Consider the following 22,056-nt stretch of genomic DNA (forward strand, 5'->3'; position numbering starts at 1 on the left):
AAAGGAATACACGATGCGTTTAGTGAAGGGATTACTCGGCCTGCTGTTGGCCATGCCACTGCTGGCCTCGGCCGAAGAAGTTGGCCAGGTGTCGACGGTGTTCAAGATTGTCGGCCCCAATGACCGGATCGTCGTCGAAGCATTCGATGACCCCAAGGTCGACGGCGTGACGTGTTACCTGTCGCGCGCCAAGACCGGCGGCGTGAAAGGTGGCCTGGGCCTGGCCGAAGACCGCGCCGAAGCCTCGATCGCCTGTCGCCAGGTGGGCCCGATCCACTTCAAGGGCGAGCTCAAGGACGGCGACGAAGTGTTCAAGGAGCGCACCTCGCTGGTGTTCAAGACCATGCAGGTGGTGCGTTTCCTCGACAAGAAGCGCAATACCCTGGTGTATCTGGTCTACAGCGACCGCCTGATCGAAGGCAGCCCGCAGAACGCGGTGACGGCGATCCCGATTTTGCCATGGCCAACCGCTCAGTAACCGGCGGGCGAGTTTTTCAATAGGCATCTATGATTGCAGGCCTGTGGTCTGTAATCTCGAACGGCCGCAATGCGAAGAACATGGGATATCTGGAGTTCGTCATGAGTGCTTTCCACGACCTGAAACTCAAAGCGTTGGACGGACAAGAGCTGCCGCTGGCGCCCTTGAAGGGCCACGTCGTACTGGTGGTCAACGTCGCCTCCAAATGCGGTCTGACCCCGCAGTATGCGGCCCTGGAAAACCTCTACCAGCAATACAAGGATCAGGGTTTCACCGTGCTGGGCCTTCCCTGCAATCAGTTTGCAGGCCAGGAGCCGGGTACCGAGCAGGAGATCCAGGCATTCTGCAGCCTCAATTACGGGGTGACGTTCCCCCTGGGCAGCAAGCTTGAGGTGAATGGCCCTGATCGTCACCAGCTGTACCGCCTGCTGGCGGGCGAGGGCGCCGAATTTCCCGGGGATATCACCTGGAATTTCGAGAAGTTCCTGCTCGGCAAAGATGGCCGTGTGCTTGCGCGCTTCTCGCCGCGTACGCCGCCGGAAGATCCTTCAATCGTTCAGGCCATCGAAAAAGCCCTGGCCTGAATCCCCCCTCTGTAGGAGCGAGCCTGCTCGCGAAAATCGCCAACGGTGACGCGTACACTCTGGATTTACGCGCTGCCCTCCGGCTCTTCGCGAGCAAGCTCGCTCCTACAGGTATTCGGTTGTTTTTATCGCCTTAATCACTCAGATCAATAGTGCTACCCAGCAAGCTTTGGCGTGCATATTATCCACATCATAAATTCGCCTCATGTGGAGTGCTCCATGCCCGCCCAAGCCTTGTTCAAACCTTTTCAGCTCGGTGCACTGCAACTGTCGACCCGCGTGGTGATGGCGCCCATGACGCGTTCGTTTTCACCCGGCGGTGTACCCAATTCCAAGGTTATCGAGTACTACCGCCGCCGCGCCGCCGCCGGTGTGGGGCTGATCATCACCGAAGGCACAGTGGTGGGGCATCAAGCCTCCAACGGCTACCCCAACGTTCCACACTTCTACGGCGAAGCGGCGTTGGCCGGCTGGAAGAAAGTGGTGGATGCGGTGCACGCCGAAGGCGGCAAGATTGTTCCGCAGTTGTGGCATGTGGGCAGTGTGCGCCGTATCGGGACCGAACCTGACGCCAGCGTGCCTGCCTATGGCCCGATGGAAAAACTCAAGGAGGGCAGCGTCGTTGTCCACGGCATGACCACCCAGGACATCCAGGACGTGATCAATGCCTTCGCCCAGGCGGCCAGAGATGCCCAGCGCATCGGCATGGACGGTGTGGAAATCCACGGCGCCCACGGCTATCTGGTCGACCAGTTCTTCTGGGAAGGCAGCAACCAGCGCACCGACGAATACGGCGGCAGCCTGGCCAATCGGTCACGTTTCGCCATCGAACTGATCCAGGCTACCCGCGCGGCGGTTGGCCCGGATTTTCCGATCATCTTGCGTTTTTCCCAGTGGAAGCAGCAGGACTACACGGCGCGCCTGGTGCAAACGCCCGAGGCGTTGGGTGAATTCCTCAAGCCGTTGTCCGACGCCGGCGTGGATATTTTCCACTGCTCCACGCGCCGGTTCTGGGAACCGGAGTTCGAAGGTTCCGACCTCAACCTGGCCGGCTGGACCCGCCAGTTGACGGGCAAGCCGACGATTACCGTGGGCAGTGTCGGCCTGGACGGCGAATTCCTGCAGTTCATGGTCAATACCGACAAAGTCGCGCAGCCGGCCAGCCTCGAGAAACTGCTGGAACGCTTGAATAACGATGAGTTCGATCTGGTCGCCGTGGGCCGTGCGCTGCTGGTGGACCCGGATTGGGCAGTGAAGGTACGCGAGGGGCGTGAGGCGGATATTCTGCCCTTCAGTCGTGAGGCGTTGACGAGCCTGGTGTAAGCGGCGACAAGACGGGGGCCGGTTGCCCGTCATTGCACGCACCGCGTAACTGACGCTCGAACTGCTCGATGATGGCCGGCCACCCCTGACGGCTGGCATGTTGTCGGGCATTCAAACGTGCTCGGCGTAAGGTCTCGCGTTCCTCCAGCAGCCACACGGCCGCATCGCAAAATGCGTTCTCATCCCCAGGCATCGCCAGTACCCCATTGTAGCCGTGGCGAACATGCTGGGTGGCGGCCGCCTGGTCGTACGCCACCACACCCAGCCCGGACGCCATGGCTTCCAGCACCACATTGCCGAACGTTTCGGTCAGGCTGGGAAACAGGAACAGATCGCCCGAGGCGTAATGCCGTGCCAGCTCCTCGCCGCGCTGGGCGCCGCAGAACACTGCTTCGGGCAAGTCGCGCTGCAAGAGGCCGCGCTGCGGGCCGTCGCCGACAATGACCAGCTTCAGCCGCCGCGAGGGGTAAGTGCTCTGCAAAGCATCGAAACAGCGTTTGAGCAGCCCCAGATTTTTCTCTTGGGCGAGGCGTCCTACGTGCAGCACCACAATATCGTCGCTCTCCAACCCCCAACTTTCGCGCAGGCTGTAGTCGCGTTTCGCCGGGTGGAACAGGCGGCTATCGACTCCCCGGGACAGCAGCCCAAGACGCTCGAAATGCCGACGTTCCAACTCAAGGCGTTGACTCGCGCTGGGAACCAGCGTCAAGGTCGACCGGTTATGAAACCAGCGCAGATAATGGGTGACCAGGCGACTCAACAGGCTCAAGCCGTACTGGTTCGAATACTGTTGAAAGTTGGTGTGGAAGCCGCTGACCACACTGATTCCCAGGCGTCGCGCGGCGCGTAACGCCGACAGGCCCAGCGGCCCCTCGGTTGCGATGTACAACACATCCGGACGCTGACGGGTCCAGCGTCGCAGCAGCTTGTGCATCGACGATTGGCCCCATTGCAGGCCTGGATACCCGGGCAGCGGCCAGCCACGGCACAGCAGCAACTCATCGTCACTCGGCCGGCTCTGGTCGGCACCCTGGCGCGGGCGCACCAGTTCGATTTGATGGCCGCGCGCGCGCAAACCGTCGCACAGGCGGCCAAGGGTGTTGGCCACCCCGTTGATTTCCGGCGGGAAGGTTTCGGTGATCAGGGTGATGTGAAGCGAGGCTGTCGTCATGACCCACAGTGTCGCTGCGGGCCATGTCGTCATTGTGTCACCGGGATGATGGATTTATGACCGGGCTACCTGCTGGCCCGCCATTGCCTCGGCACCTTGCTCGCGCACCCAGAACAACGTGGCCCCGGCGACCGCCGCCGGCATCATCAGCAGGTTGACCACCGGCACCAGCAGCACCAGGTAGACGATGCCGCCGAAGCTCATGCTCTGCCAGCGTTTCTGGCGCAGCCAGGCGAGCATTTCGTTCCAGCCCAGCTTGTGGTTGTCGGCCGGGTAGTCGATGTATTGGATCGCCATCATCCACACGCCGAACAGCAGCCACAACGGCGCGGCAATCAGGTTGACCACTGGAATGAACGACAGGATGAACAGGCCGACAGCCCGCGGCAGGAAATAGCCCAGCTTGCGCATTTCCCGGGCCAGGGTGCGCGGGACCATGGCGATCAATTCGGCCCAGCTGAACGCGGGGAAGTCGTCGGTGCCACGCACCACCACTTCGACTTTCTCCGATAGAAAGCCATTGAACGGCGCCGCGATGATGTTGGCGAGCATGGTGAAGGTGAAGAACACCATCAGCACCACCAGAGCGACAAATAAAGGCCATAACAGGTAATTCAGAAAGCTCAGCCAACTCGGCAGGGTGGGCATCAGGTGGTCAACCCATAAGCTGAACTGGTGCCCGGCAAAATAGATCAATCCCACAAACAGCAGCAGGTTGATCGCCAGCGGCAGCAGCACAAACAGGCGCAGGCCGGGGCTCAGCACCAGTTTGAGGCCTTCGCGCAGGTATTGCGGGCCGGAAAGAGCGGGGGCGGGCATGGAAAACTCCGAGCATAGTGACGAACGGGCCGACCTTACCGGCTTTGTATTCCGGGGGAAAGCGGCGACATCAGCGGTAACAATCACCTCGATTGGCCGAGCCGACTGCATAGAGACCACCTATGAGCTGGATTGTTATTGCGTATTTCCTTAATCTTGCCCCCCTCGATACGCTGCACCCATTATTTTCAGGGCCTGCGAGTTCAAGCCTTCCCCAAGTGCTTCGTGGTCCCTTTTTTATTCCAGCCGTCTTGTTGTGCGGACGGTCGATAGGAGTGAGTCATGTCTGATACCCGTCATTCGCGAGTGATTATTCTCGGTTCCGGCCCTGCCGGTTACAGCGCTGCCGTCTACGCTGCCCGGGCCAACCTCAAGCCGCTGCTGATCACCGGCATGCAGGCGGGCGGTCAGTTGACCACCACCACTGAAGTCGACAACTGGCCGGGCGATGTCCATGGCCTGACCGGCCCGGTGCTGATGGAGCGTATGAAAGAACACGCCGAGCGCTTTGAAACCGAGATCGTGTTCGACCACATCAACAAGGTCGATTTCTCCAAGAAGCCTTACAGCCTGACGGGCGACAGCGGCGTGTACACCTGTGACGCCTTGATCATCGCCACCGGCGCCAGCGCTCGTTACCTGGGCCTGCCCTCGGAAGAGGCGTTCATGGGCAAGGGCGTTTCCGCCTGCGCGACCTGCGACGGTTTCTTCTATCGCAACAAGCCGGTGGCGGTGGTCGGTGGCGGCAACACCGCTGTGGAAGAGGCGCTGTACCTGGCCAACATCGCCAGCACCGTGACCCTGGTGCACCGCCGCGAAACCTTCCGCGCCGAGAAGATCCTGATCGACAAGCTGCACGCCCGTGTCGCTGAAGGCAAGATCATCCTCAAGCTCAACGCCACGCTGGACGAAGTCCTGGGTGACAACATGGGCGTGACCGGCGCTCGCCTGAAGAACAACGACGGCAGCTTCGACGAGTTGAAAGTCGACGGTGTATTCATTGCCATCGGCCACACCCCGAACACGTCGTTGTTCGAAGGCGTGCTGGAAGCCAAAGACGGTTACCTGGTGGTGCAGGGCGGCCGTGAAGGCAATGCAACGGCTACCAACATCGAAGGTATCTTCGCTGCCGGTGACGTGGCTGACCACGTGTACCGCCAGGCCATCACCTCGGCCGGCGCCGGTTGCATGGCGGCCCTGGATGCCGAGCGTTACCTCGACGGTTTGAAAGACGCCTCGTTCTAAGCAACCCTGCAAAACAAATGTGGGAGGGGGCTTGCCCCCGATTGCGGTGGTTCAGTACCAGATGTACTGACTGACACACTGCTATCGGGGGCAAGCCCCCTCCCACATTTTGATCCGCGTCTGACTCAGGATTTGCGGGTCAGTGGCTGTGCGGTGAATTTCACGCCTGCCAGACCATGGGCGATCAACGCGCGGATATTCCCATGGTCACTGCCTTCAGGCGTCGCCACCCGCGCACGGTAATGCTCGCCAAACGCCAGCAACCCTTCCTGCAACGCCAATCTCAGGCTCTTGCACGAACTAAGCAACGCGGCAAAACAAATGTGGGAGGGGGCAAGCCCCCTCCCACATTTTGATCCGCGTCTGACTCAGGATTTGCGGGTCAGTGGCTGTGCGGTGAATTTCACACCGGCCAGACCATGGGCAATCAACGCGCGGATATTCCCGTGGTCACTGCCTTCAGGCGTCGCCATCACCGCACGGTAATGCTCGCCAAACGCCAGCAACGCTTCCTGATCGCTCAACCCTTCCAGCAACGCCAACCCCAGGGTCTTGCACGACCCTTCGTTCTGGCCGGCGGCATTTTCCACATCGCCGTTGGTGAAGGCTTGCGGCTGATAGTCGTAACCTTCGGCAACAAAGGCCAGGGTATCGGCAAAAGCGTGCTCGCCGCTGTTGAGGCGGGCGCGCAGGGTGTTCAGGTCAGTCATGGGGTTTTCCTTTGGCAAACGCCGCTTGCTGGTCGGCACTGGCTTCTTGCTGGTATTGGGCTTTCCACTGTGCGTACGGCATGCCGTACACCACTTCACGGGCGTCATCGAGGCTCAACTCGATCCGGCGCTCATCGGCCTCGGCCTTGTACCACTTGGACAGGCAGTTGCGGCAGAAGCCGGCCAGGTTCATCAGGTCGATGTTCTGTACATCCTTGCGGCTGTCCAGGTGTGCTACCAGCCGACGGAAGGCGGCGGCTTCGAGTTCGAGACGTTGTTGGTCGGTCATGGAATCTCTCTGAGATAGTTTCAAGCGGGTAAGCTTCAAGCTGCAAGTTGGAACGCGTCTAGCTTCTAGCTTGAAGCTTGCAGCTTGAAGCTTGAAGCTAACGACTTACAGCTAACGACTTACAGCTAACGACTTGCAGCTAACGTAATCGACACCGACTCGGCAAAGCGCAGCGCGTGGGGCTTGTCCACTTCGACTTCGGCATACAGCACCGATTCGTTGCTCATCACCAGGTCCAGCAGTTCCTGGGTCAGGCGCTCGAGCAGGGCAAAACGATTGCCTTCGACGTGGGCGATGATCGCCTTGGTGATGGTGCGGTAATTCAAGGCATGGTCGATGTCATTATCGCGCACGGCTTCCTGGGCCGCATACAGGACCGTGAGGTTGATCAGCACATCCTGCTTGTTGAGGATTTCGTCCTCGTTGATGCCGATAAAGGTGCGCAGGCGCAGGTCCTTGACGCGGATGCGCGCCATGCCTGGTTGAAGTTGTGGCATTGCTACTTGCTCCGTCCAATCAGTTGCAGGAACTCCATGCGCGTGGTGTTCGATTCGCGAAACGCGCCGAGCATCACCGAGGTGTTCATGGTTGAATTCTGTTTTTCCACGCCGCGCATCATCATGCACATATGCCTGGCTTCGATCACCACCGCCACGCCGGCGGCCTGGGTCACGTCCTGGATGGCGTCGGCGATCTGCCGGGTGAGGTTTTCCTGGATCTGCAGGCGCCGCGCGAACATGTCGACGATGCGCGCCAGTTTCGACAGGCCCAGCACCTTGCCGGTCGGAATATAGGCCACATGGGCCTTGCCGATAAAGGGCAGCAGGTGGTGCTCGCACAGCGAGTACAACTCGATGTCCTTTAGGATCACCATCTCGTCATTGTCAGAGGCGAACAATGCGCCGTTGACGATTTCCTGCAGGTTCTGCTCGTAGCCATGACACAGATACTGCATCGCCTTGGCGGCGCGCTTGGGCGTATCGAGCAGGCCTTCGCGCCCAGGGTCTTCACCCAGGCCCTTGAGGATCTCGCGGTAATGGTGGGGCAGGGACAAAGTCATACAACATCCTCACAAACGGCTTACTTGATGTGCCGCCCGCCGTTGACGGTCAGGGTGGTCCCGGTGACATAGGGGTTGTCCAGCAGGTAACGCACGCTCTGGTAGATCACCTGCGGCCCGGGCTCGATACCCAGTGCCGACTTGGCCAGAACCCTGGCGCGATAGGCCGCGTCGTCGCCTTCATTGAACATCACCATGGCCGGCGCGATGCCGTTGACCTTGATCAAAGGCGCGAACTGCGCGGCAAACGACAGCGTGAGGCTGTCGAGCCCGGCCTTGGTGGCGCAATAGGCGATGTGCTGACGGCTGCCCTTGCGCACCACATCGTCGCTGATATGTACGATGTCGGCCGGCGTCGAGCGCTGCAGCAGGGGTGAACAATGCAGGTTGATCAGGTACGGCGCAAGCATGTGCACGCTGAACATGTCGATAAAGGCACGGCTTTCGTCGCCCGGGGTTTCCTCGACCCAGGCCGAGGCATTGTGGATGATCGCGCGCAGCGCGTTGGTCTGCGTCTTCAGCTCAGCGATAAACGCCAGAATACCCGTCTCGCTGGAGAAATCGGCAAATACACCGACCGCGCCGCGTTCGCGCAGTTGCTGCACACCTGGACGTTCGCTGCGGTAGCTGAAGATCACCGGTTGCCCTTCGTCCAGCAGGCGCTCGGCGCAATACAGGCCGACACGCTGGCCGGCACCGGTGATCAGGATCGGGGCATTGGTTGCAGTCATGGGAGGCTCGAGTCGCTGGCAGATGCAAACTATACCAGCGACCCGTCTCCCCTGTACTCAGGCGGCGGCTTCGCCGGTCTTGCGCGACGGCGTCGGATGCAGCCAGTTCGCCAGCAGATGAGTCGATAACGGGATAAAGAAGTAAACCATCAGCGGTGTGAGCGCCAAGGTGCTGACCAGCACCCGGCTGAACAGGTCCAGCTCGCCGAGCAAGGGGGCCAGGCCGAAGTTGAACAACAGTGACACCGGAAAAAACGCCAGCCAGATCGCCACCGCCTGTTTCCAGCGCGGCGGACGTGCGCCCACGGCACCGAACCAGCCATCGATGCCGCTCACGCGATGTTCGGACGGGTCGGCGAACAGCTCGCTGCCACGGCTCAGCCAGGCACTGCGCGACGCGGAAAACTCCCAGGCATGCAGGGTCTTTTCATCGGCGAAGCGGAAGATGATCTGGAATTCATCATCATGGGGGGGCGGTGCGAGCACGCCCGAGCCCAGGTAACCGGGAAAGTCCGTGGCCAATTGCTCGCCTTCGCGCAGCCAGGCCATCAGTTCTTCGTAGCGACCTTTGGCCACACGGCGCGCAACCATCAAGGTGACGGGGGAGGTAGACATTGTGTATCTCCAGATAAACGGATGCGCTTGACCGGGTAGGCGGCGCACGAGCGCAGTGGCGGGTATTGCCACTGCGCTGAAAAAACAGGCAAGGATTATTCCTGTTTTGCGAAAATACGCCAGTGACGTTGGTCCGAAGTCCGAGGGCCTTGAAAAAGACAGGTTTAAGTGCGTTAAATGGGATCCCATTTCCGTTGTCTTTTTGTCAGAACCCCGTGATTACTGCACCGACTGATAGCACTTTGCAGCTGGAATCGATTGATTCGGAGCAACGCTTCCCCATTCGGGAAGTGGCGAGATTGACAGGCGTCAATCCCGTCACTCTGCGGGCGTGGGAGCGGCGTTACGGGCTGATCCTGCCCGTACGCACCGAAAGTGGGCACCGCCTGTACTCCAGGGCCGATATCGAGACAGTCAGTCGTATTATCGAGTGGACTGAACGTGGCGTCGCGGTGAGCAAGGTAGGCAGGCTTCTGGCCCGTGACGCTCAACAGGCCGACGCGATTCGTGCCGAGCGCGACGCGGTTGAAGACAGCGAGTGGCCGCAGTGGCGGGCTCGACTGCTGCAGGCCATCAGTGCTTTCGACGATCGCCAGTTGGAAAACGTTTATGGCCAGATTTTCTCGGCCTATCCCCTGAACGTCGCGTTCCAGGACATCCTGATGCCGCTGTGGAACGACTTGCTGCGCCATCAGGGCCGTTTCGGTCAGGCCAGTGAGTGGCTGTTTTTCGACGCCTTCCTTCGGGTGCAGACGTTCCTGCGCCTGCAGATAGCGAGCGCGTCGCCGGCGCCCCGCGTGTTACTCAGCGCTATGCCTGGTGAGTGCCGAAAACTGGAGCTGTTGGTGGCGGCGCTGCTGATGAGCGGGGAGGGTTTGACCGTGAAGGTACTGGGCCTGGGCCAGCCGGTCGATGAGTTGACCCTGGTCTGTGAAAAGATCCGCCCCCAGGCGTTGGTGATTTTCTCCAACCATTCACACAAGCAGGACCTGAAAGCGCGTTTGAACCGCCTGGCATTGACCCTCAATTGCCCGCTGTTTCTCGCAGGCGCTGCATCGCAGCTGTTGCAGGCCGATCTGGCCGGTACTCCCATCGGTTGCCTGGGCAGCGAAGGGCGCCAGATGCGCCAGCGTCTGCAGCAGTTTCTCAGTGGCGGCCTGCATACCTGATCTCAGGCATGTACATGCGGATGCACCAGACGATGCTGGTGCAGGATGAACTGGCGCAGGCGCTCGATTTCATCCGCGTCACTCTGATTCAGGCGGTAGGCGAACAATCCCCGGGCGGTTTCCCGCTCCAGCGTGCCGCGCAGCGCAATGCGTTCGTAACCGGACGGGCTGAACCACAACGAGAAGGATTTCGGCGGCCTGGCTCGGCCACGCCCTTCTACGAGCACACCTTTGAATGACACTTCATGCACCCACAGCGCGCTGGCGGAGCCCTTGATGTTCTCCAGGGCCACCGGCGCTTCAAGGGCCAGGCGCCATGGGCGAATCATCGGTCCGTCTTCAAAAATACTCGGCACGCCCAGCCGAAGATGCACCGCATGAAACTCATCCTCGACCAGGTGCAGAGGGAAGGTGAGCTGCTGATTGTCGAACTGCGCCTGGATGGTGACTTGATCATGAGCGGCCAACCGGGTCAGCAGATCGCGAATCTGTGCACCGCCATTAACCGTCAGGCTCGACCATGCGTCCCGCAGGTTGAGCTGCGGGTTGTGCTGCATGTTCTGGATAAAATCCAGCTCGTCCTGAGTCAATAGAGCATCGCGGCGCATTGATATAGCTCAAAGGTTGGGCATTAAAAGGCCATTATCGCTCTAAAGAACGCATTTGTTACAGCTTGTTAACTTGGCTGTTCGACTTGAGCGCCGCCAGCTCGGCTTTAAGCTCGGCTACCTGGGTTTCCAACTGAGCCACGCGTTGCTGTGCTTTGACCTGAAGGGTGACGTCTTTTTGCACGCCGACGAAATACGTCTGCTGGTCGGCCGCGTTGTACACCGTCGACACCGAGAGCTCGTTCCAGAAGTGCGTGCCGTCTTTGCGGTAGTTGCGCACGATCTCTCGGCAGGCGCCGCCACTGTCAAGCGCCTCGCGGATCGCCATCAGGGCCGGCTGGTCACGATCGCCCGACTGCAGGAAGCGGCAATCCTGATAGAGAATCTCGTCCAGGGTATAGCCGGTCAGCCGTTCGAACGCGGGGTTGACGTAGATCAGCGGCTTCTCTTCGCCCTCGCGTTCGGCAACGACGATGCCGTCGTTGGACGCATTGACAACCATCTGCAGCAACTTGGCGTTAATCATTGAGCGTTCCATGGCTTGTTCTGATGGTGCAAGTTTATGGCAAATCCTGAATGTTGCACGGCTCGCCCTGAAACCACGGTGCAACTGCTAATATTCTACGCTTTCGTTCAATGACAGGATCAGATTGATGAAAGTCGCCATCCTTTCCGGCTCGGTCTACGGCACGGCAGAAGAAGTCGCCCGCCACGCCCGGGACATCCTCAAAGCTGCGGGTTTTGACGCCTGGCACGATCCGCGCGCCACGCTGGCGGACGTGCAGGCCTTCGCCCCCGAGGCGTTCCTGGCGGTCACATCGACCACCGGCATGGGCGAGTTACCCGACAACCTGCAGCCGCTGTATTCGAGTATTCGCGACCAACTGCCGGCCGCCTGGCGCGGCCTGCCCGGTGCGGTCATTGGCCTGGGCGACGCCAGCTACGGCGACACCTTCTGCGGCGGCGGCGAGCAACTGCGCGAATTGTTCGGTGAGTTAGGCGTTCGCGAAGTGCTGCCGATGCTGCGCCTGGACGCCAGCGAAAGCGTGACCCCGGAGAGCGACGCCGAGCCGTGGTTGGCCGAGTTTGTGACGGCCCTGCAACCGTAGCAAGTGGGCGCGGCAACTGCGGGCACACTGTCCAGCGTGCTTTTATTGACGGCGCTTCTCTGACACCGATTTGTACTATTCTCTAGACTGACTCGTTCAGTCATCAAGCTGGCTGCGAAGGCAACTCCGCAAGCCAGGGCGTCTGACTAGACTGGCCCATCACTTAAAAAACAATAATAAGTGCGCCAAGGAGGTCAACATCGTGAGTCTAGCCCCGGTTTCATCGCCACAGAATGTCAAAGACCAGGTCAGTGCGGCCGAATGGCAGACGCGTATCGACCTGGCGGCCTGCTATCGCCTGGTGGCGATGCATGGCTGGGACGATCTGATTTTCACGCATATTTCGGCCAAGGTGCCGGGCACCGATGATTTCCTGATCAACCCCTATGGGCTGATGTTCCACGAGATCACCGCCTCGAGCCTGGTCAAGGTGGACCAGGCCGGCAACAAACGCATGGCCAGTCCCTACGAGATCAACCCCGCGGGCTACACCATCCACAGCGCCATCCACGAAATACGCCACGACGTGAGCTGTGTGCTGCACACCCACACCGCCGCCGGCGTCGCGGTGTCTGCGCAACGGCAGGGCGTGCTGCCGATCAGCCAGCAATCGCTGTTTGTGCTGTCCAGCCTTGCCTATCACGCCTATGAAGGTGTGGCCCTCAATCACGATGAAAAGGCACGCCTGCAGGCGGACCTGGGTGAAAACAATTTTCTGATGCTGCACAACCATGGCTTGCTGACGTGCGGCGCCACCATCGCCGATACCTTTCTGATGATGTTCACGTTCCAGCGTGCCTGTGACATCCAGGTGCTGGCGCAGAACGGCGCGGCCGAGTTGATTGCCATCGAGCCGCAGATTCTGGCCGGCGCCAAGGCGATGGTGGCGGCTGTCACAAAAAGTGCCCAAGGTATGGGCGGTGCGCTGGCCTGGCCGGCGCTGCTGCGCAGATTGGATCACCAGGACCCCGGGTATAAAAGCTGATGCCACTTGCCGAAATACCACTCAGCGTCTGGCGCAAACGCGGCCAGGACTTCGTCTTCCGCGGTCACACCATTCGTTATTGGGTGGCCGGGCAAGGCGAGCCGCTGCTGTTGATTCACGGCTTTCCCACGGCCAGTTGGGATTGGCATTACCTGTGGCAGCCGCTGGCCCAGCGCAATCTGGTGATTGCCTGCGACATGCTCGGTTTTGGCGACTCGGCCAAACCGCTGGATCATGGGTACTGCCTGCTGGAGCAAGCGGACCTGCAGCAGGCGCTGCTTGAACACCTGCAGGTCGTCAAGCCGGTGCATGTATTGGCCCACGACTATGGCGACAGCGTGGCCCAGGAACTGCTGGCCCGACATTATGAAGGCCGGTTTCAGATGGCCAGTTGTGTGTTTCTCAACGGTGGGCTGTTCCCCGAAACCCATCGTGCAACGTTGGTGCAGAAGTTATTGCTCAGCCCTTTGGGCTGGATGATCGGCCGAGCCTCTGGGAGAAGCGGCCTGGCCAACAGTTTCAACCAGATCTTTGGCCCACGGACGCGGCCCAGCGAAAGCGCCCTGGATGATTTCTGGAGCCTGATTGAACGCAATGATGGCACGCGCATCCTGCACAAGTTGATCAGCTATATCCCTCAGCGCCGTCGCCTGCGCGACCGCTGGGTGGCAGCGATGCAACGCGACGACGTGCCGTTGCGCGTCATCGACGGTGAGGTCGATCCCATTTCCGGCGCGCATATGGTGGAGCGCTACCACCAGCTGGTGCCGCATGCCGATACGGTATCGCTGGCCGGCATCGGCCATTACCCGCAGATCGAGGTGCCGGTCCAGGTGCTCAGGCATTACCAGGCGTTTCGTGAGCGTATTGGCCAGCAGTCGACGCGTGCGGCTTACTCCTGAGTCTGGTGTCTGCGTAACGCATCATCCCGCTGCCTTATCGAGCACCATTCAGCGTTGCCCGTATTTATTGTGACCCAAGGTGCTGTGCCCGACACTCTGGCCATTGCCATTTTCGCCAGAGGAGTTGGGTATGAATCAGTCAGTGCAGTTGCAGGATAAGGTCGTGATCGTCACCGGTGCCGGCGGTGGATTGGGCCGGGCCCATGCGCTGCTGTTCGCCCGGCACGGGGCCAAAGTACTGGTCAATGACCTCGGTGGTTCGACCCAGGGCGAAGGCGCCAATGCCTCGGCGGCCGACCGGGTGGTGGCCGAAATCCGCGACGCCGGCGGCACTGCCGAAGCCAACCATGATTCCGTCACCGACGGCGACAAAATCGTGCAGAACGCGTTGGACGCGTTCGGCCGTATCGATGTGGTGGTGAACAATGCCGGCATCCTGCGTGACAAGACTTTCCACAAAATGGACGACAGCGATTGGGACCTGGTTTACCGGGTGCATGTCGAAGGCGCCTACAAAGTCACCCGCGCCGCCTGGCCGCATCTGCGCGAGCAGGGTTATGGCCGGGTGATCTTCACCGCGTCCACCTCGGGCATCTACGGCAACTTCGGCCAGTCCAACTACGGCATGGCCAAGCTCGGCCTGTATGGCTTGACCCGAACCCTGGCGCTGGAAGGGCGCAAGCACAACATCCTGGTCAACGCGATTGCGCCCACCGGCGGCACGCGCATGACTGAAGGGCTGATCCCGCCGCAGGTGTTCGAGCGCCTCAAGCCGGAACTGGTCAGCCCGTTGGTGGTGTACCTGGGCAGCGAAGCCTGTCAGGAAACCTCCGGCCTGTTCGAGGTGGGCGGCGGCTGGATCGGCAAGACCCGCTGGGAGCGCAGCCTGGGCATGGGCTTCGATCCCGAAGCGGGCTTTTCGCCGGATGACGTGGCGGCACACTGGCAGCAAATCTGCGACTTCGACGGCGCGGCGCACCCCGGGGACAATATCGAGGCGCTGAAAGAGATGATGGCCAACTTACAGAAGTTCAGCCTCTGATCGTTGCCATAAAAATGGTGAATCCCACGGGGCGTCGACGACGCCCCGTTTTTATTCGAGGCATAAAAAAGGCCGCTGCATAGGCAGCGGCCGAAGTAAGACGTTGGATCAAGGAGCGATAAATCAACGTCAGTGAACACGGGTAACAGATTGAAAGTAGTCACAATCGGTTGAATTCGAGCTTTTCTCCCCCACTCGGGAGCGGGCTGTTTGCCCTGAGAGCGAGGTAAGAATAGTCGGTTGTAACAGAATGAGTAATAGCAGTTCAGGACAAGGACTGTTACCAAAACGACAATAATGACCTGGTCGTCATCGATTCCTCTGATACGCCACCATCCATCCAATCCATGACCGCGCCGAAACCTTGGTCGGCGCGGCTCGTCATCCTTTCGAGCGACAACACGAATACCTCCTTGGTGCGCTTATCGCTCTTCATGGGCGGCAGTAGGGTGGGGCCTTCTGTCACTCACCGGGGAAGACGCATGACAAAAACAACAATGCGCGCCATCTTCACGCCACAGGCGCTGGCCGCTGCGGTTGCCGTGGGCTGCTGTGCCCAGGCACAGGCTGTTTCGTTCAACATTGGCGAGATCGAAGGGCAATTCGATTCCTCGCTGTCGGTCGGTGCAAGCTGGGGCACGCGGGATGCCGACACAAGCCTGGTCGGCGCCGTCAACGGCGGCACAGGTCAGGCGTCCACCGGCGATGACGGACGTCTGAACTTCAAGAAAGGCGAAACCTTCTCCAAAATCTTCAAGGGCCTGCACGACCTTGAACTGAAATACGGCGACACCGGTGTGTTCGTGCGTGGCAAGTACTGGTACGACTTCGAGCTCAAGGACGAGGACCGCGAGTTCAAGCCGATCAGCGATCACAACCGCAAGGAAGGCGCCAAATCCAGCGGTGCGCAGATCCTCGATGCGTTCGTGTACCACAACTATTCCCTGGGCGACCTGCCCGGCACCGTACGCGCCGGCAAGCAGGTGGTCAGTTGGGGCGAAAGTACCTTCATCGGCAACTCCATCAACAGCATCAACCCTATCGACGTGTCGGCGTTCCGTCGTCCAGGCGCCGAGATCAAGGAAGGCCTGATCCCGGTAAACATGCTGTTCGCCTCCCAGAGCCTGACCAATCAGTTGACCGTGGAAGGTTTCTACCAGTTGGAGTGGGACCAGACCGTGCTGGACAACTGCGGCACCTTCTTCGGCGGGGACGTGGCGGCGGACGGCTGCACCGGTAACTACACGGTCGGCAGCCCGGGGATTGCGCCGCTGCAACCCATCGCGGCGGCACGCGGCCAGGGTTTTGTGGTGACCCGCGAAGGCGTGGTGGTGCAGCGCGCCGCGGACCGTGATGCGCGCGACTCCGGCCAGTTTGGCGCCGCCTTGCGCTGGCTGGGCGATGACACCGAATACGGCCTGTACTTCATGAACTACCACAGCCGCACCCCGACCGTGGGCACGATTACCGCCAATACCAACCTGGCGACCATCGGCGCCATTGGCGCCGCCGCCCCGGCGGGCTTTGGTGGGGCGCTGGCCCAGAGCACCATGCTCGGTCGCGGCCAGTACTACCTGGACTACCCGGAAGATATCCGCTTGTTCGGCGCCAGCTTCTCCACCACCTTGCCCACCGGCACGGCGTGGACCGGCGAGATCAGCTATCGGCCCAATGCGCCCGTGCAACTCAACACCACCGACCTGACCCTGGCGCTGGTCAACCCGATTGCCGGCAATACCGCGTCGCCTATCCGCAGCTCATTCGGCGCCGACAACAAAGGCTACCGCCGCAAGGAAATCACCCAGATTCAAAGCACCATGACCCAGTTCTTCGACCAGGTGCTGGGCGCCGAGCGCCTGACACTGGTGGGCGAAGCGGCCGTGGTGCACGTCGCCGGCCTGGAAGACAAAACCAGACTGCGTTATGGCCGCGACTCGGTGTACGGCGCCTATGGGTTCCAGGGTGACACCGACGGTTTCGTCACCTCCACCTCCTGGGGCTACCGCGCACGGGCAATCCTTGACTACAACAACGCAATTGCCGGGGTGAACCTCAAGCCCAACCTGTCCTGGTCCCATGACGTCGCCGGCTACGGCCCCAACGGGATTTTCAACAAAGGCGCCAAGGCCATCAGCGTCGGCGTGGACGCGGACTACCGCAGCACCTACACCGCCAGTCTCAGCTACACCGACTTCTTTGGCGGCGACTACAACACCCTGACCGACCGCGACTTCCTCGCCCTCAGCTTCGGCGTGAACTTCTGATTTGGCTTAAAGAAGGACAAGAACCTATGCGTAAGACAATTGCAGTGCTGGCCCTGAGCCTGTTGGCCGCCCACGTGATGGCAGCGGTATCGCCGCAAGAAGCCGACAGGCTTGGCACCACCCTGACCCCGGTCGGCGCCGAAAAAGCCGGCAACGCCGATGGCTCGATCCCGGCCTGGACCGGCGGCATCCCGAAAAACGCCGGCGCGGTGGACAGCAAGGGCTTTCTCGCCGACCCGTTCGCCGGTGAAAAACCGCTGTTCGTGATCACCGCCGCCACCGTCGACAAGTACAAGGACAAGCTCTCCGACGGCCAGGTGGCGATGTTCAAGCGCTACCCCGAGACCTACAAGATCCCGGTGTACCCGAGCCACCGTACGGTCAACCTGCCGGCGGATATCTACGCGTCGATCAAGCGCAGCGCACTCAACGTCAAGGCGATCAACGACGGCAACGGTCTGGAGAACTTCACGGGTAACCGTTACTACGCGTTCCCGATCCCCAAGAACGGCGTGGAAGTACTGTGGAATCACATCACTCGCTACCACGGCGGCAACCTGCGCCGCATCATCACCCAGGCTACGCCCCAGACCAACGGCAGTTACACGCCGATCCGCTTCGAGGAAGAAGTCGCGGTGCCACAGGCTATCCCCGATATCGACCCGGCCAAGGCGGCCAACGTGCTGAGTTATTTCAAGCAGTCGGTCACGGCGCCGGCGCGGCTGGCCGGCAACGTGCTGCTGGTGCACGAAACCCTCGACCAGGTGAAGGAGCCGCGCCTGGCCTGGATCTACAACGCCGGCCAGCGCCGTGTGCGGCGGGCACCGCAGGTGTCGTATGACGGGCCGGGCACCGCCTCCGACGGCCTGCGCACCACGGATAACTTCGACATGTTCTCTGGCGCGCCCGACCGCTATGACTGGAAACTGGTGGGCAAGAAGGAGCTGTACATCCCGTACAACAGCTACAAGCTCGATTCGCCCACCCTCAAGTACGACGACATCATCAAGGCCGGGCATATCAACCAGGACCTGACCCGCTATGAGCTGCATCGCGTCTGGGAAGTGGTCGGCACCGTCAAACCGAGCGAGCGGCACATCTACGCCAAGCGCCACATGTACATCGACGAAGACAGCTGGCAGGTCGCCCTGGTGGACCACTACGACGGTCGCGGCCAACTGTGGCGTGTCGCCGAAGGCCATGCACAGTTCTATTACGACCACCAGGTGCCGGCCTACACCGTGGAAACCCTGTACGACCTGATCGCCGGGCGCTACCTCGCGCTGGGCATGAAGAACGAGGAGAAGAGCAGCTTCGTGTTCGGCTTCGCGGCCAAGGCGGCGGATTACACCCCGGCGGCGCTCAGGTCCGAAGGCGTGCGCTGATCTCAACTGACACTGCAATCAACTTGTGGGAGGGGGCAAGCCCTCTCCCACATCGGGCTGTGTACACATCGGGTTCTGTGCATGGTCCTTAATCACCCCGCTGAATACTTCTTCAACAACCGCCCACCACAGGACTAGGGTTGCATCACAATAAAAAAGCAGGATGCAGCAATGACCGCCCTGACACGCTGCCTGGACCGTCCTGGATTCATGCCTCGGCTGTCCGCCCACCATGTGCTGCGCCCGCGTCTGGCCGCAGCGTTGCTCGCGGCGCCGGCACGTGTGAAGTTGTTGTGCGCGCCGGGCGGCAGTGGCAAGAGCGCGTTGCTCGCCGAATGTGCACTGCAGGCGCCGCCCGGGTGCCAGGTGTACTGGTTGGCGCTCAATGGTGGCGTGGCGTGCCCTGGTGATTTTTCCCGGCGCCTGGCGCACAGCCTGGGCCTGTCTTATACCGATGAAGCCACGTTATTGCTGGATCTTGGGCGCTGGCAACACCCGGCGTGGGTGTGCCTGGACGATTTCTGCCGCATGCCCGCTGCCGAGCTGGACGCCTTGCTGGATCGGTTGCTCACCGTCAGCAGCCCGGCGCTGACCTGGTGGCTGGGTGCGCGGCGCCGGCCATCGTGCAATTGGCCGCGGCTGTTGCTCGATGACGAATTGTTGGAGTGCGGCAGCAGCGAACTGGCCTTCAACGCTACGGAAATCCAGGCGTTGCTTGGGCCAGGGCAGAGTGTCGAGAGCGTCATGCAGTTCAGCGCGGGCTGGTGTGCCGGGGTGCGCATCGCGTTACTCAATGACGGCCATGCCGATAAAACCTTGCTCGATTATCTGCAACACGAAGTGTTCAACAGCTTGCCGGCGGAGTTGGCCGAAGCCTGGCGGGTGCTGGCCAACCTGCCGCGCTTCAATGCGGGCCTGTGTGAACATCTATTCGGCTTTGGTGACGGTGCTCAGTACCTGCGCGAGCTTCAAGCGCTCGGTGCGTTTATCCAGCCCTGGGAAGGCAGCACCGATTGGCTGCAGATATTTGCACCCCTGGCGCGCCTGCTGCGCGAAGAACCCTGGCCGGCCAAGCGCGCCTGGCACCGGCGCGCCTGCCAGTGGTTCAGTGCCGAGCAGGACTGGCAGGCCGCCTTCGAGCAGGCACTGCTGGCGCAGGAATACGAGGCGGCGGTGAGCCTGTTGCAGCACTTCAGTTTCGAAGACTTGTTTCGCGGGCAAAATGCCGTGCTGCTGTTGCGCCTGCATGAGCAGCAGGGCGATGAATTGATGCTCGGCTCGGCGCAATTGGTCGGGCTGGTCACGGCTGCACTGCTGTTTGCCGGGCGCTTCGAGCAGGCGGCGGTGTGCATCGACCAGTTGGCTCGATTCGCACCGCGACCCACGGCGGTGGCGCAGCGTCATCTGGTGGCGCGCTGGCAGGCGCAAGCCGGCTGGCTGCTGCACCTGAGCGGCGATGCCGAGGGGTCCCGCGCGCATTTCCTCGAGGCGCTGCAAGCCTTGCCCGAAGATGCCTGGACATCGCGCCTGATGTGCCTGTCGGGCCTGACCCAGCAAGCCCTGCTGCGCGGTGAACTGGATGTCGCCCAGACCTTCAATCGTGAAGCGCTGTGCCTGGCCCGCGCCCACGGTTCACTGGTGTTGGAGGCCTTGCTGGAGCTGGATCACGCCCAATTGCTGGAACAGCGCGGCGCGCCGTACCGGGCACAAAGCCTGTTGGAAAGCGTGCAGGCGATGCTGGCCGAGCAGCGCTTGCAGGCGGGGCCATTGATGGGGCGTATCGCCCTGCGACGCGGGCATCTGGCGTTGCGTCAAGGGCAGGATGCCCTGGCGGGCGAATGTTTCGAGGCCGGCATGAGCATCTGCCTGCACAGCCAGGACAAGCGCGTGCTCTACGGGTTTCTCGGGCTGGCGCTGCTGGCGGCCAATCGCGGTGATTACGCCCAGGCGTTCATCCAGCTGCGCGATGCCGAGCGGCTGATGCAGCAGCGCCACGTTCCCGTGCTGGTGTACCGCGCGGTACTGTTGTTGGTCAGCGGGCATTTCTGGTTGCAGCAGGGGCGCGCGGAATTGACGGTCGAAGCGGTGCGCCGCGTGCTGCGTCACTTTCACGGCCCCTGCGCCAAGCAGGCGCCGCCGGCCACACTGGAATTGATCCCGCGTCTTGAGTACCTGCTGGTGCTGGCCGAGGTCAGGCTGGGCTGCGCCGAACAGCCGCTCGAGCGCCTCGGCGCCTTGCTCGACAGCACTCGGCAACGCGGCATGCTGTGCCTGGAAACCGAATTGCAGTTGGTGCTGGGGGAGGTGGCCTGGCGCCTGGCAGAGCCGGCCCGGGCGCGCCTGGCCCTGCAAGCCGGCCTGGCATTGGCGGCGCGTTGCCAGGTGCAGCAGGCGGTGCGCGAGTTGCGTCTACGCGCACCGGGCTTACTGAGTGAGTTGGGGCTCGAACCGCAAGCGTCGCCCGTCGGCGTCACGCACAACCCGCTGAGCCAGCGCGAACTGGAAGTGTTGCAGTTGATCGCCCTGGGCAACTCCAATCTGCAAATTGCCGACCGCCTGTATATCTCCCTGCACACGGTCAAGACCCATGCGCGGCGTATCCACAGCAAACTCGGGGTGGAGCGGCGCACCCAGGCGGTGGCCAAGGCCAAGACGCTGGGCCTGATGGGCTAAGCGCGCAATGCCTGGCGATAGTCCCCAGGCGCCGCGCCCGTGGCTTGGCGAAAGCGCTGGTTGAAATGACTGGCGCTGGAGAAACCGCACCTCAACGCGATCTCCCCCACGGCCAGGGTGCTACCGCGCAGCAGGCTCTGCGCGCGGGCCAGCCGGCGCGCCAGCAGGTACTGGTGGGGCGGCAGGCCGAAGCTTTGGCGGAACATGCGCGCGAAATGGTACTCCGACAGTGCGCACATGCCGGCCAGTTGGCCGAGGCTGATGGCGTCCTGCAGGTGCTGGTCGATGTACTCCACCAACCGCCGCCGCTGGTGCGCGGCCAGCCCACCTTTTACCCGCAGCCCGTCGCGGGCGCCGACCTGGCTGAGCAGAGTGTGACTGAGCATTTCGTGGGCCAGGCTGCTGGTCAGCAGACGCTCGCCGGGCTCGTGCCAGTTGAGGGCAATCAACTGGTGAAAGCATCCGGACAGATGGGCGTCTTCGAGGAAGGTGCCTTCGCGCAATTGCAGTTCACGGGGTTCGCGGTCGAGCAGGGTGACGCAGCCGAGGGCAAATTGTTCGGGGCTGAAATACACATGGGCCAGGCGAATCTGGCCATTGATCACCCACGCCGATTGATGCTCGGCCGGCAGGATGCACAGTTTGTCCGGGCCGCCCTTGATGCCCGGCTGGTCACGGCGAAAGGTGCCGGTGCCGCCGCCGATGTAGCACGACAACGTGTGATGGCTGGGCGCCTGGTAATCCTGGGAATCGTGGTGGTTGCTCCACAATGCCGCGGACAGACCGTCACCGAGCTCGGCACAGGCTTGCAGGCGTGCGTTGGGCGAGCGGTTGAGGGCTTGAAAGACTTGCAGGGATTCCAGTGCTGGCATGCTGTGTTCTCCGACGTTTTGC

The 22,056-nt window shown here is 61.5% G+C and carries 24 protein-coding genes; 12 read left to right on the forward strand and 12 right to left on the reverse strand.

The genetic code is table 11. The features are described from left to right. The first annotated feature begins 13 nt into the window (after window positions 1-13). The 3 genes from BFQ04_RS13090 to BFQ04_RS13100 all read left to right on the forward strand — a co-directional run bounded on the left by BFQ04_RS13090 (window position 14) and on the right by BFQ04_RS13100 (window position 2,385). Window positions 14-478 (forward strand): CreA family protein, encoded by a 465-nt coding sequence (locus tag BFQ04_RS13090; RefSeq protein ID WP_065951189.1) that lies wholly within the window; start codon window positions 14-16, stop codon window positions 476-478. A 101-nt stretch (window positions 479-579) separates the two neighbouring features. Next, window positions 580-1,062 (forward strand): glutathione peroxidase, encoded by a 483-nt coding sequence (locus BFQ04_RS13095; RefSeq protein ID WP_065951190.1) that lies wholly within the window; start codon window positions 580-582, stop codon window positions 1,060-1,062. Window positions 1,063-1,281: 219 nt separating this feature from the next. Next, window positions 1,282-2,385 (forward strand): NADH:flavin oxidoreductase, encoded by a 1,104-nt coding sequence (locus tag BFQ04_RS13100; RefSeq protein WP_065951191.1) that lies wholly within the window; start codon window positions 1,282-1,284, stop codon window positions 2,383-2,385. Here BFQ04_RS13100 and BFQ04_RS13105 read toward each other — a convergent pair. Both BFQ04_RS13105 and cysZ read right to left on the reverse strand, forming a co-directional pair. Further along, a complete protein-coding gene (locus tag BFQ04_RS13105) occupies window positions 2,354-3,556 on the reverse strand; it encodes a glycosyltransferase family 4 protein (RefSeq protein WP_065951192.1) in 1,203 nt (400 codons plus the stop codon). The genes BFQ04_RS13100 and BFQ04_RS13105 overlap by 32 nt on opposite strands. Before the next feature lie 54 nt (window positions 3,557-3,610). Next, window positions 3,611-4,375: a sulfate transporter CysZ gene (gene cysZ, locus BFQ04_RS13110; protein WP_065951193.1), complete on the reverse strand. Its 765-nt coding sequence runs from the start codon at window positions 4,373-4,375 to the stop codon at window positions 3,611-3,613. 282 nt (window positions 4,376-4,657) lie between these two features. Here cysZ and trxB point away from each other — a divergent pair, with 282 nt between their 5' ends. Next, window positions 4,658-5,620: a thioredoxin-disulfide reductase gene (gene trxB, locus BFQ04_RS13115; RefSeq protein ID WP_003194076.1), complete on the forward strand. Its 963-nt coding sequence runs from the start codon at window positions 4,658-4,660 to the stop codon at window positions 5,618-5,620. A gap of 125 nt (window positions 5,621-5,745) precedes the next feature. Here the strand turns inward: trxB and BFQ04_RS13120 are convergent, their stop codons facing one another. The 7 genes from BFQ04_RS13120 to BFQ04_RS13150 form a co-directional block, all read right to left on the reverse strand. Further along, complete coding sequence (locus tag BFQ04_RS13120; RefSeq protein WP_371914501.1) at window positions 5,746-5,928, reverse strand: HopJ type III effector protein; 183 nt, start codon at window positions 5,926-5,928, stop codon at window positions 5,746-5,748. A gap of 60 nt (window positions 5,929-5,988) precedes the next feature. Continuing rightward, window positions 5,989-6,330 (reverse strand): HopJ type III effector protein, encoded by a 342-nt coding sequence (locus BFQ04_RS13125; RefSeq protein WP_065951194.1) that lies wholly within the window; start codon window positions 6,328-6,330, stop codon window positions 5,989-5,991. Further along, window positions 6,323-6,619, reverse strand: a complete 297-nt coding sequence (locus tag BFQ04_RS13130) for a DUF1244 domain-containing protein (protein ID WP_065951195.1) — start codon at window positions 6,617-6,619, stop codon at window positions 6,323-6,325. The genes BFQ04_RS13125 and BFQ04_RS13130 overlap by 8 nt, the downstream gene beginning before the upstream one ends. Before the next feature lie 125 nt (window positions 6,620-6,744). Continuing rightward, complete coding sequence (gene folX, locus BFQ04_RS13135; protein ID WP_065951196.1) at window positions 6,745-7,116, reverse strand: dihydroneopterin triphosphate 2'-epimerase; 372 nt, start codon at window positions 7,114-7,116, stop codon at window positions 6,745-6,747. Window positions 7,117-7,118: 2 nt separating this feature from the next. Beyond that, on the reverse strand, window positions 7,119-7,679 hold the full coding sequence (gene folE, locus BFQ04_RS13140; protein WP_065951197.1) for a GTP cyclohydrolase I FolE: 561 nt from the start codon (window positions 7,677-7,679) through the stop codon (window positions 7,119-7,121). A gap of 20 nt (window positions 7,680-7,699) precedes the next feature. Continuing rightward, window positions 7,700-8,410 (reverse strand): dihydromonapterin reductase, encoded by a 711-nt coding sequence (gene folM / locus BFQ04_RS13145; RefSeq protein WP_065951198.1) that lies wholly within the window; start codon window positions 8,408-8,410, stop codon window positions 7,700-7,702. Between the two features lie 57 nt (window positions 8,411-8,467). Continuing rightward, window positions 8,468-9,025: an antibiotic biosynthesis monooxygenase gene (locus BFQ04_RS13150; protein ID WP_065951199.1), complete on the reverse strand. Its 558-nt coding sequence runs from the start codon at window positions 9,023-9,025 to the stop codon at window positions 8,468-8,470. A 218-nt stretch (window positions 9,026-9,243) separates the two neighbouring features. Here BFQ04_RS13150 and BFQ04_RS13155 point away from each other — a divergent pair, with 218 nt between their 5' ends. Beyond that, window positions 9,244-10,194 carry a MerR family transcriptional regulator gene (locus BFQ04_RS13155; protein ID WP_371914503.1) on the forward strand — a complete coding sequence of 317 codons (951 nt, stop codon included), beginning with the start codon at window positions 9,244-9,246 and terminating at the stop codon, window positions 10,192-10,194. A 2-nt stretch (window positions 10,195-10,196) separates the two neighbouring features. Here the strand turns inward: BFQ04_RS13155 and BFQ04_RS13160 are convergent, their stop codons facing one another. Then, window positions 10,197-10,802 (reverse strand): hypothetical protein, encoded by a 606-nt coding sequence (locus tag BFQ04_RS13160; RefSeq protein WP_065951201.1) that lies wholly within the window; start codon window positions 10,800-10,802, stop codon window positions 10,197-10,199. Window positions 10,803-10,860: 58 nt separating this feature from the next. After that, entirely contained in the window at window positions 10,861-11,328 is a 468-nt protein-coding gene (locus tag BFQ04_RS13165; RefSeq protein ID WP_065951202.1) for a PAS domain S-box protein, read from the reverse strand. 127 nt (window positions 11,329-11,455) lie between these two features. Between BFQ04_RS13165 and BFQ04_RS13170 the strand changes: the two genes are divergently transcribed. The 7 genes from BFQ04_RS13170 (at window position 11,456) to BFQ04_RS13200 (ending at window position 21,162) form a co-directional block, all read left to right on the forward strand. Then, window positions 11,456-11,911 carry a flavodoxin gene (locus tag BFQ04_RS13170; protein ID WP_065951203.1) on the forward strand — a complete coding sequence of 152 codons (456 nt, stop codon included), beginning with the start codon at window positions 11,456-11,458 and terminating at the stop codon, window positions 11,909-11,911. A gap of 202 nt (window positions 11,912-12,113) precedes the next feature. After that, window positions 12,114-12,896: a class II aldolase/adducin family protein gene (locus tag BFQ04_RS13175; protein WP_065951204.1), complete on the forward strand. Its 783-nt coding sequence runs from the start codon at window positions 12,114-12,116 to the stop codon at window positions 12,894-12,896. Next, complete coding sequence (locus BFQ04_RS13180; protein WP_065951205.1) at window positions 12,896-13,798, forward strand: alpha/beta fold hydrolase; 903 nt, start codon at window positions 12,896-12,898, stop codon at window positions 13,796-13,798. The genes BFQ04_RS13175 and BFQ04_RS13180 overlap by 1 nt, the downstream gene beginning before the upstream one ends. A gap of 130 nt (window positions 13,799-13,928) precedes the next feature. Then, entirely contained in the window at window positions 13,929-14,840 is a 912-nt protein-coding gene (locus BFQ04_RS13185) for an SDR family oxidoreductase (protein ID WP_065951206.1), read from the forward strand. A 482-nt stretch (window positions 14,841-15,322) separates the two neighbouring features. Then, window positions 15,323-17,104, forward strand: a complete 1,782-nt coding sequence (locus BFQ04_RS13190) for a DUF1302 domain-containing protein (protein WP_065951207.1) — start codon at window positions 15,323-15,325, stop codon at window positions 17,102-17,104. A gap of 26 nt (window positions 17,105-17,130) precedes the next feature. Continuing rightward, complete coding sequence (locus BFQ04_RS13195; protein ID WP_065951208.1) at window positions 17,131-18,489, forward strand: DUF1329 domain-containing protein; 1,359 nt, start codon at window positions 17,131-17,133, stop codon at window positions 18,487-18,489. 171 nt (window positions 18,490-18,660) lie between these two features. Further along, the gene (locus BFQ04_RS13200) at window positions 18,661-21,162 is read left to right on the forward strand and encodes a LuxR C-terminal-related transcriptional regulator (RefSeq protein ID WP_065951209.1); all 2,502 of its coding nucleotides are present in this window, start codon (window positions 18,661-18,663) and stop codon (window positions 21,160-21,162) included. On the opposite strand, the gene BFQ04_RS13205 is transcribed toward BFQ04_RS13200, so the two are convergent. After that, window positions 21,159-22,034 carry a helix-turn-helix domain-containing protein gene (locus BFQ04_RS13205; RefSeq protein WP_065951210.1) on the reverse strand — a complete coding sequence of 292 codons (876 nt, stop codon included), beginning with the start codon at window positions 22,032-22,034 and terminating at the stop codon, window positions 21,159-21,161. The genes BFQ04_RS13200 and BFQ04_RS13205 overlap by 4 nt on opposite strands. Between the last annotated feature and the right edge of the window lie 22 nt (window positions 22,035-22,056).

Origin of the sequence: Pseudomonas sp. 37 R 15, from assembly GCF_900004865.1 — a bacterium.
Classification (GTDB): domain Bacteria; phylum Pseudomonadota; class Gammaproteobacteria; order Pseudomonadales; family Pseudomonadaceae; genus Aquipseudomonas; species Aquipseudomonas fluorescens_AM.

Bases quoted from the DNA above. Each gene is read 5' to 3' on its own strand.
- BFQ04_RS13200 (WP_065951209.1), top strand. From the start codon at position 18,661: ATGACCGCCCTGACACGCTGCCTGGACCGTCCTGGATTCATGCCTCGG.
- folE (WP_065951197.1), bottom strand. From the start codon at position 7,679: ATGACTTTGTCCCTGCCCCACCATTACCGCGAGATCCTCAAGGGCCTG.
- BFQ04_RS13095 (WP_065951190.1), top strand. From the start codon at position 580: ATGAGTGCTTTCCACGACCTGAAACTCAAAGCGTTGGACGGACAAGAG.
- BFQ04_RS13090 (WP_065951189.1), top strand. From the start codon at position 14: ATGCGTTTAGTGAAGGGATTACTCGGCCTGCTGTTGGCCATGCCACTG.
- BFQ04_RS13205 (WP_065951210.1), bottom strand. From the start codon at position 22,034: ATGCCAGCACTGGAATCCCTGCAAGTCTTTCAAGCCCTCAACCGCTCG.
- BFQ04_RS13170 (WP_065951203.1), top strand. From the start codon at position 11,456: ATGAAAGTCGCCATCCTTTCCGGCTCGGTCTACGGCACGGCAGAAGAA.
- folM (WP_065951198.1), bottom strand. From the start codon at position 8,410: ATGACTGCAACCAATGCCCCGATCCTGATCACCGGTGCCGGCCAGCGT.
- BFQ04_RS13125 (WP_065951194.1), bottom strand. From the start codon at position 6,330: ATGACTGACCTGAACACCCTGCGCGCCCGCCTCAACAGCGGCGAGCAC.
- BFQ04_RS13105 (WP_065951192.1), bottom strand. From the start codon at position 3,556: ATGACGACAGCCTCGCTTCACATCACCCTGATCACCGAAACCTTCCCG.
- folX (WP_065951196.1), bottom strand. From the start codon at position 7,116: ATGCCACAACTTCAACCAGGCATGGCGCGCATCCGCGTCAAGGACCTG.
- BFQ04_RS13190 (WP_065951207.1), top strand. From the start codon at position 15,323: ATGACAAAAACAACAATGCGCGCCATCTTCACGCCACAGGCGCTGGCC.
- trxB (WP_003194076.1), top strand. From the start codon at position 4,658: ATGTCTGATACCCGTCATTCGCGAGTGATTATTCTCGGTTCCGGCCCT.
- cysZ (WP_065951193.1), bottom strand. From the start codon at position 4,375: ATGCCCGCCCCCGCTCTTTCCGGCCCGCAATACCTGCGCGAAGGCCTC.
- BFQ04_RS13130 (WP_065951195.1), bottom strand. From the start codon at position 6,619: ATGACCGACCAACAACGTCTCGAACTCGAAGCCGCCGCCTTCCGTCGG.
- BFQ04_RS13180 (WP_065951205.1), top strand. From the start codon at position 12,896: ATGCCACTTGCCGAAATACCACTCAGCGTCTGGCGCAAACGCGGCCAG.
- BFQ04_RS13100 (WP_065951191.1), top strand. From the start codon at position 1,282: ATGCCCGCCCAAGCCTTGTTCAAACCTTTTCAGCTCGGTGCACTGCAA.
- BFQ04_RS13160 (WP_065951201.1), bottom strand. From the start codon at position 10,802: ATGCGCCGCGATGCTCTATTGACTCAGGACGAGCTGGATTTTATCCAG.
- BFQ04_RS13185 (WP_065951206.1), top strand. From the start codon at position 13,929: ATGAATCAGTCAGTGCAGTTGCAGGATAAGGTCGTGATCGTCACCGGT.
- BFQ04_RS13165 (WP_065951202.1), bottom strand. From the start codon at position 11,328: ATGATTAACGCCAAGTTGCTGCAGATGGTTGTCAATGCGTCCAACGAC.
- BFQ04_RS13195 (WP_065951208.1), top strand. From the start codon at position 17,131: ATGCGTAAGACAATTGCAGTGCTGGCCCTGAGCCTGTTGGCCGCCCAC.
- BFQ04_RS13150 (WP_065951199.1), bottom strand. From the start codon at position 9,025: ATGTCTACCTCCCCCGTCACCTTGATGGTTGCGCGCCGTGTGGCCAAA.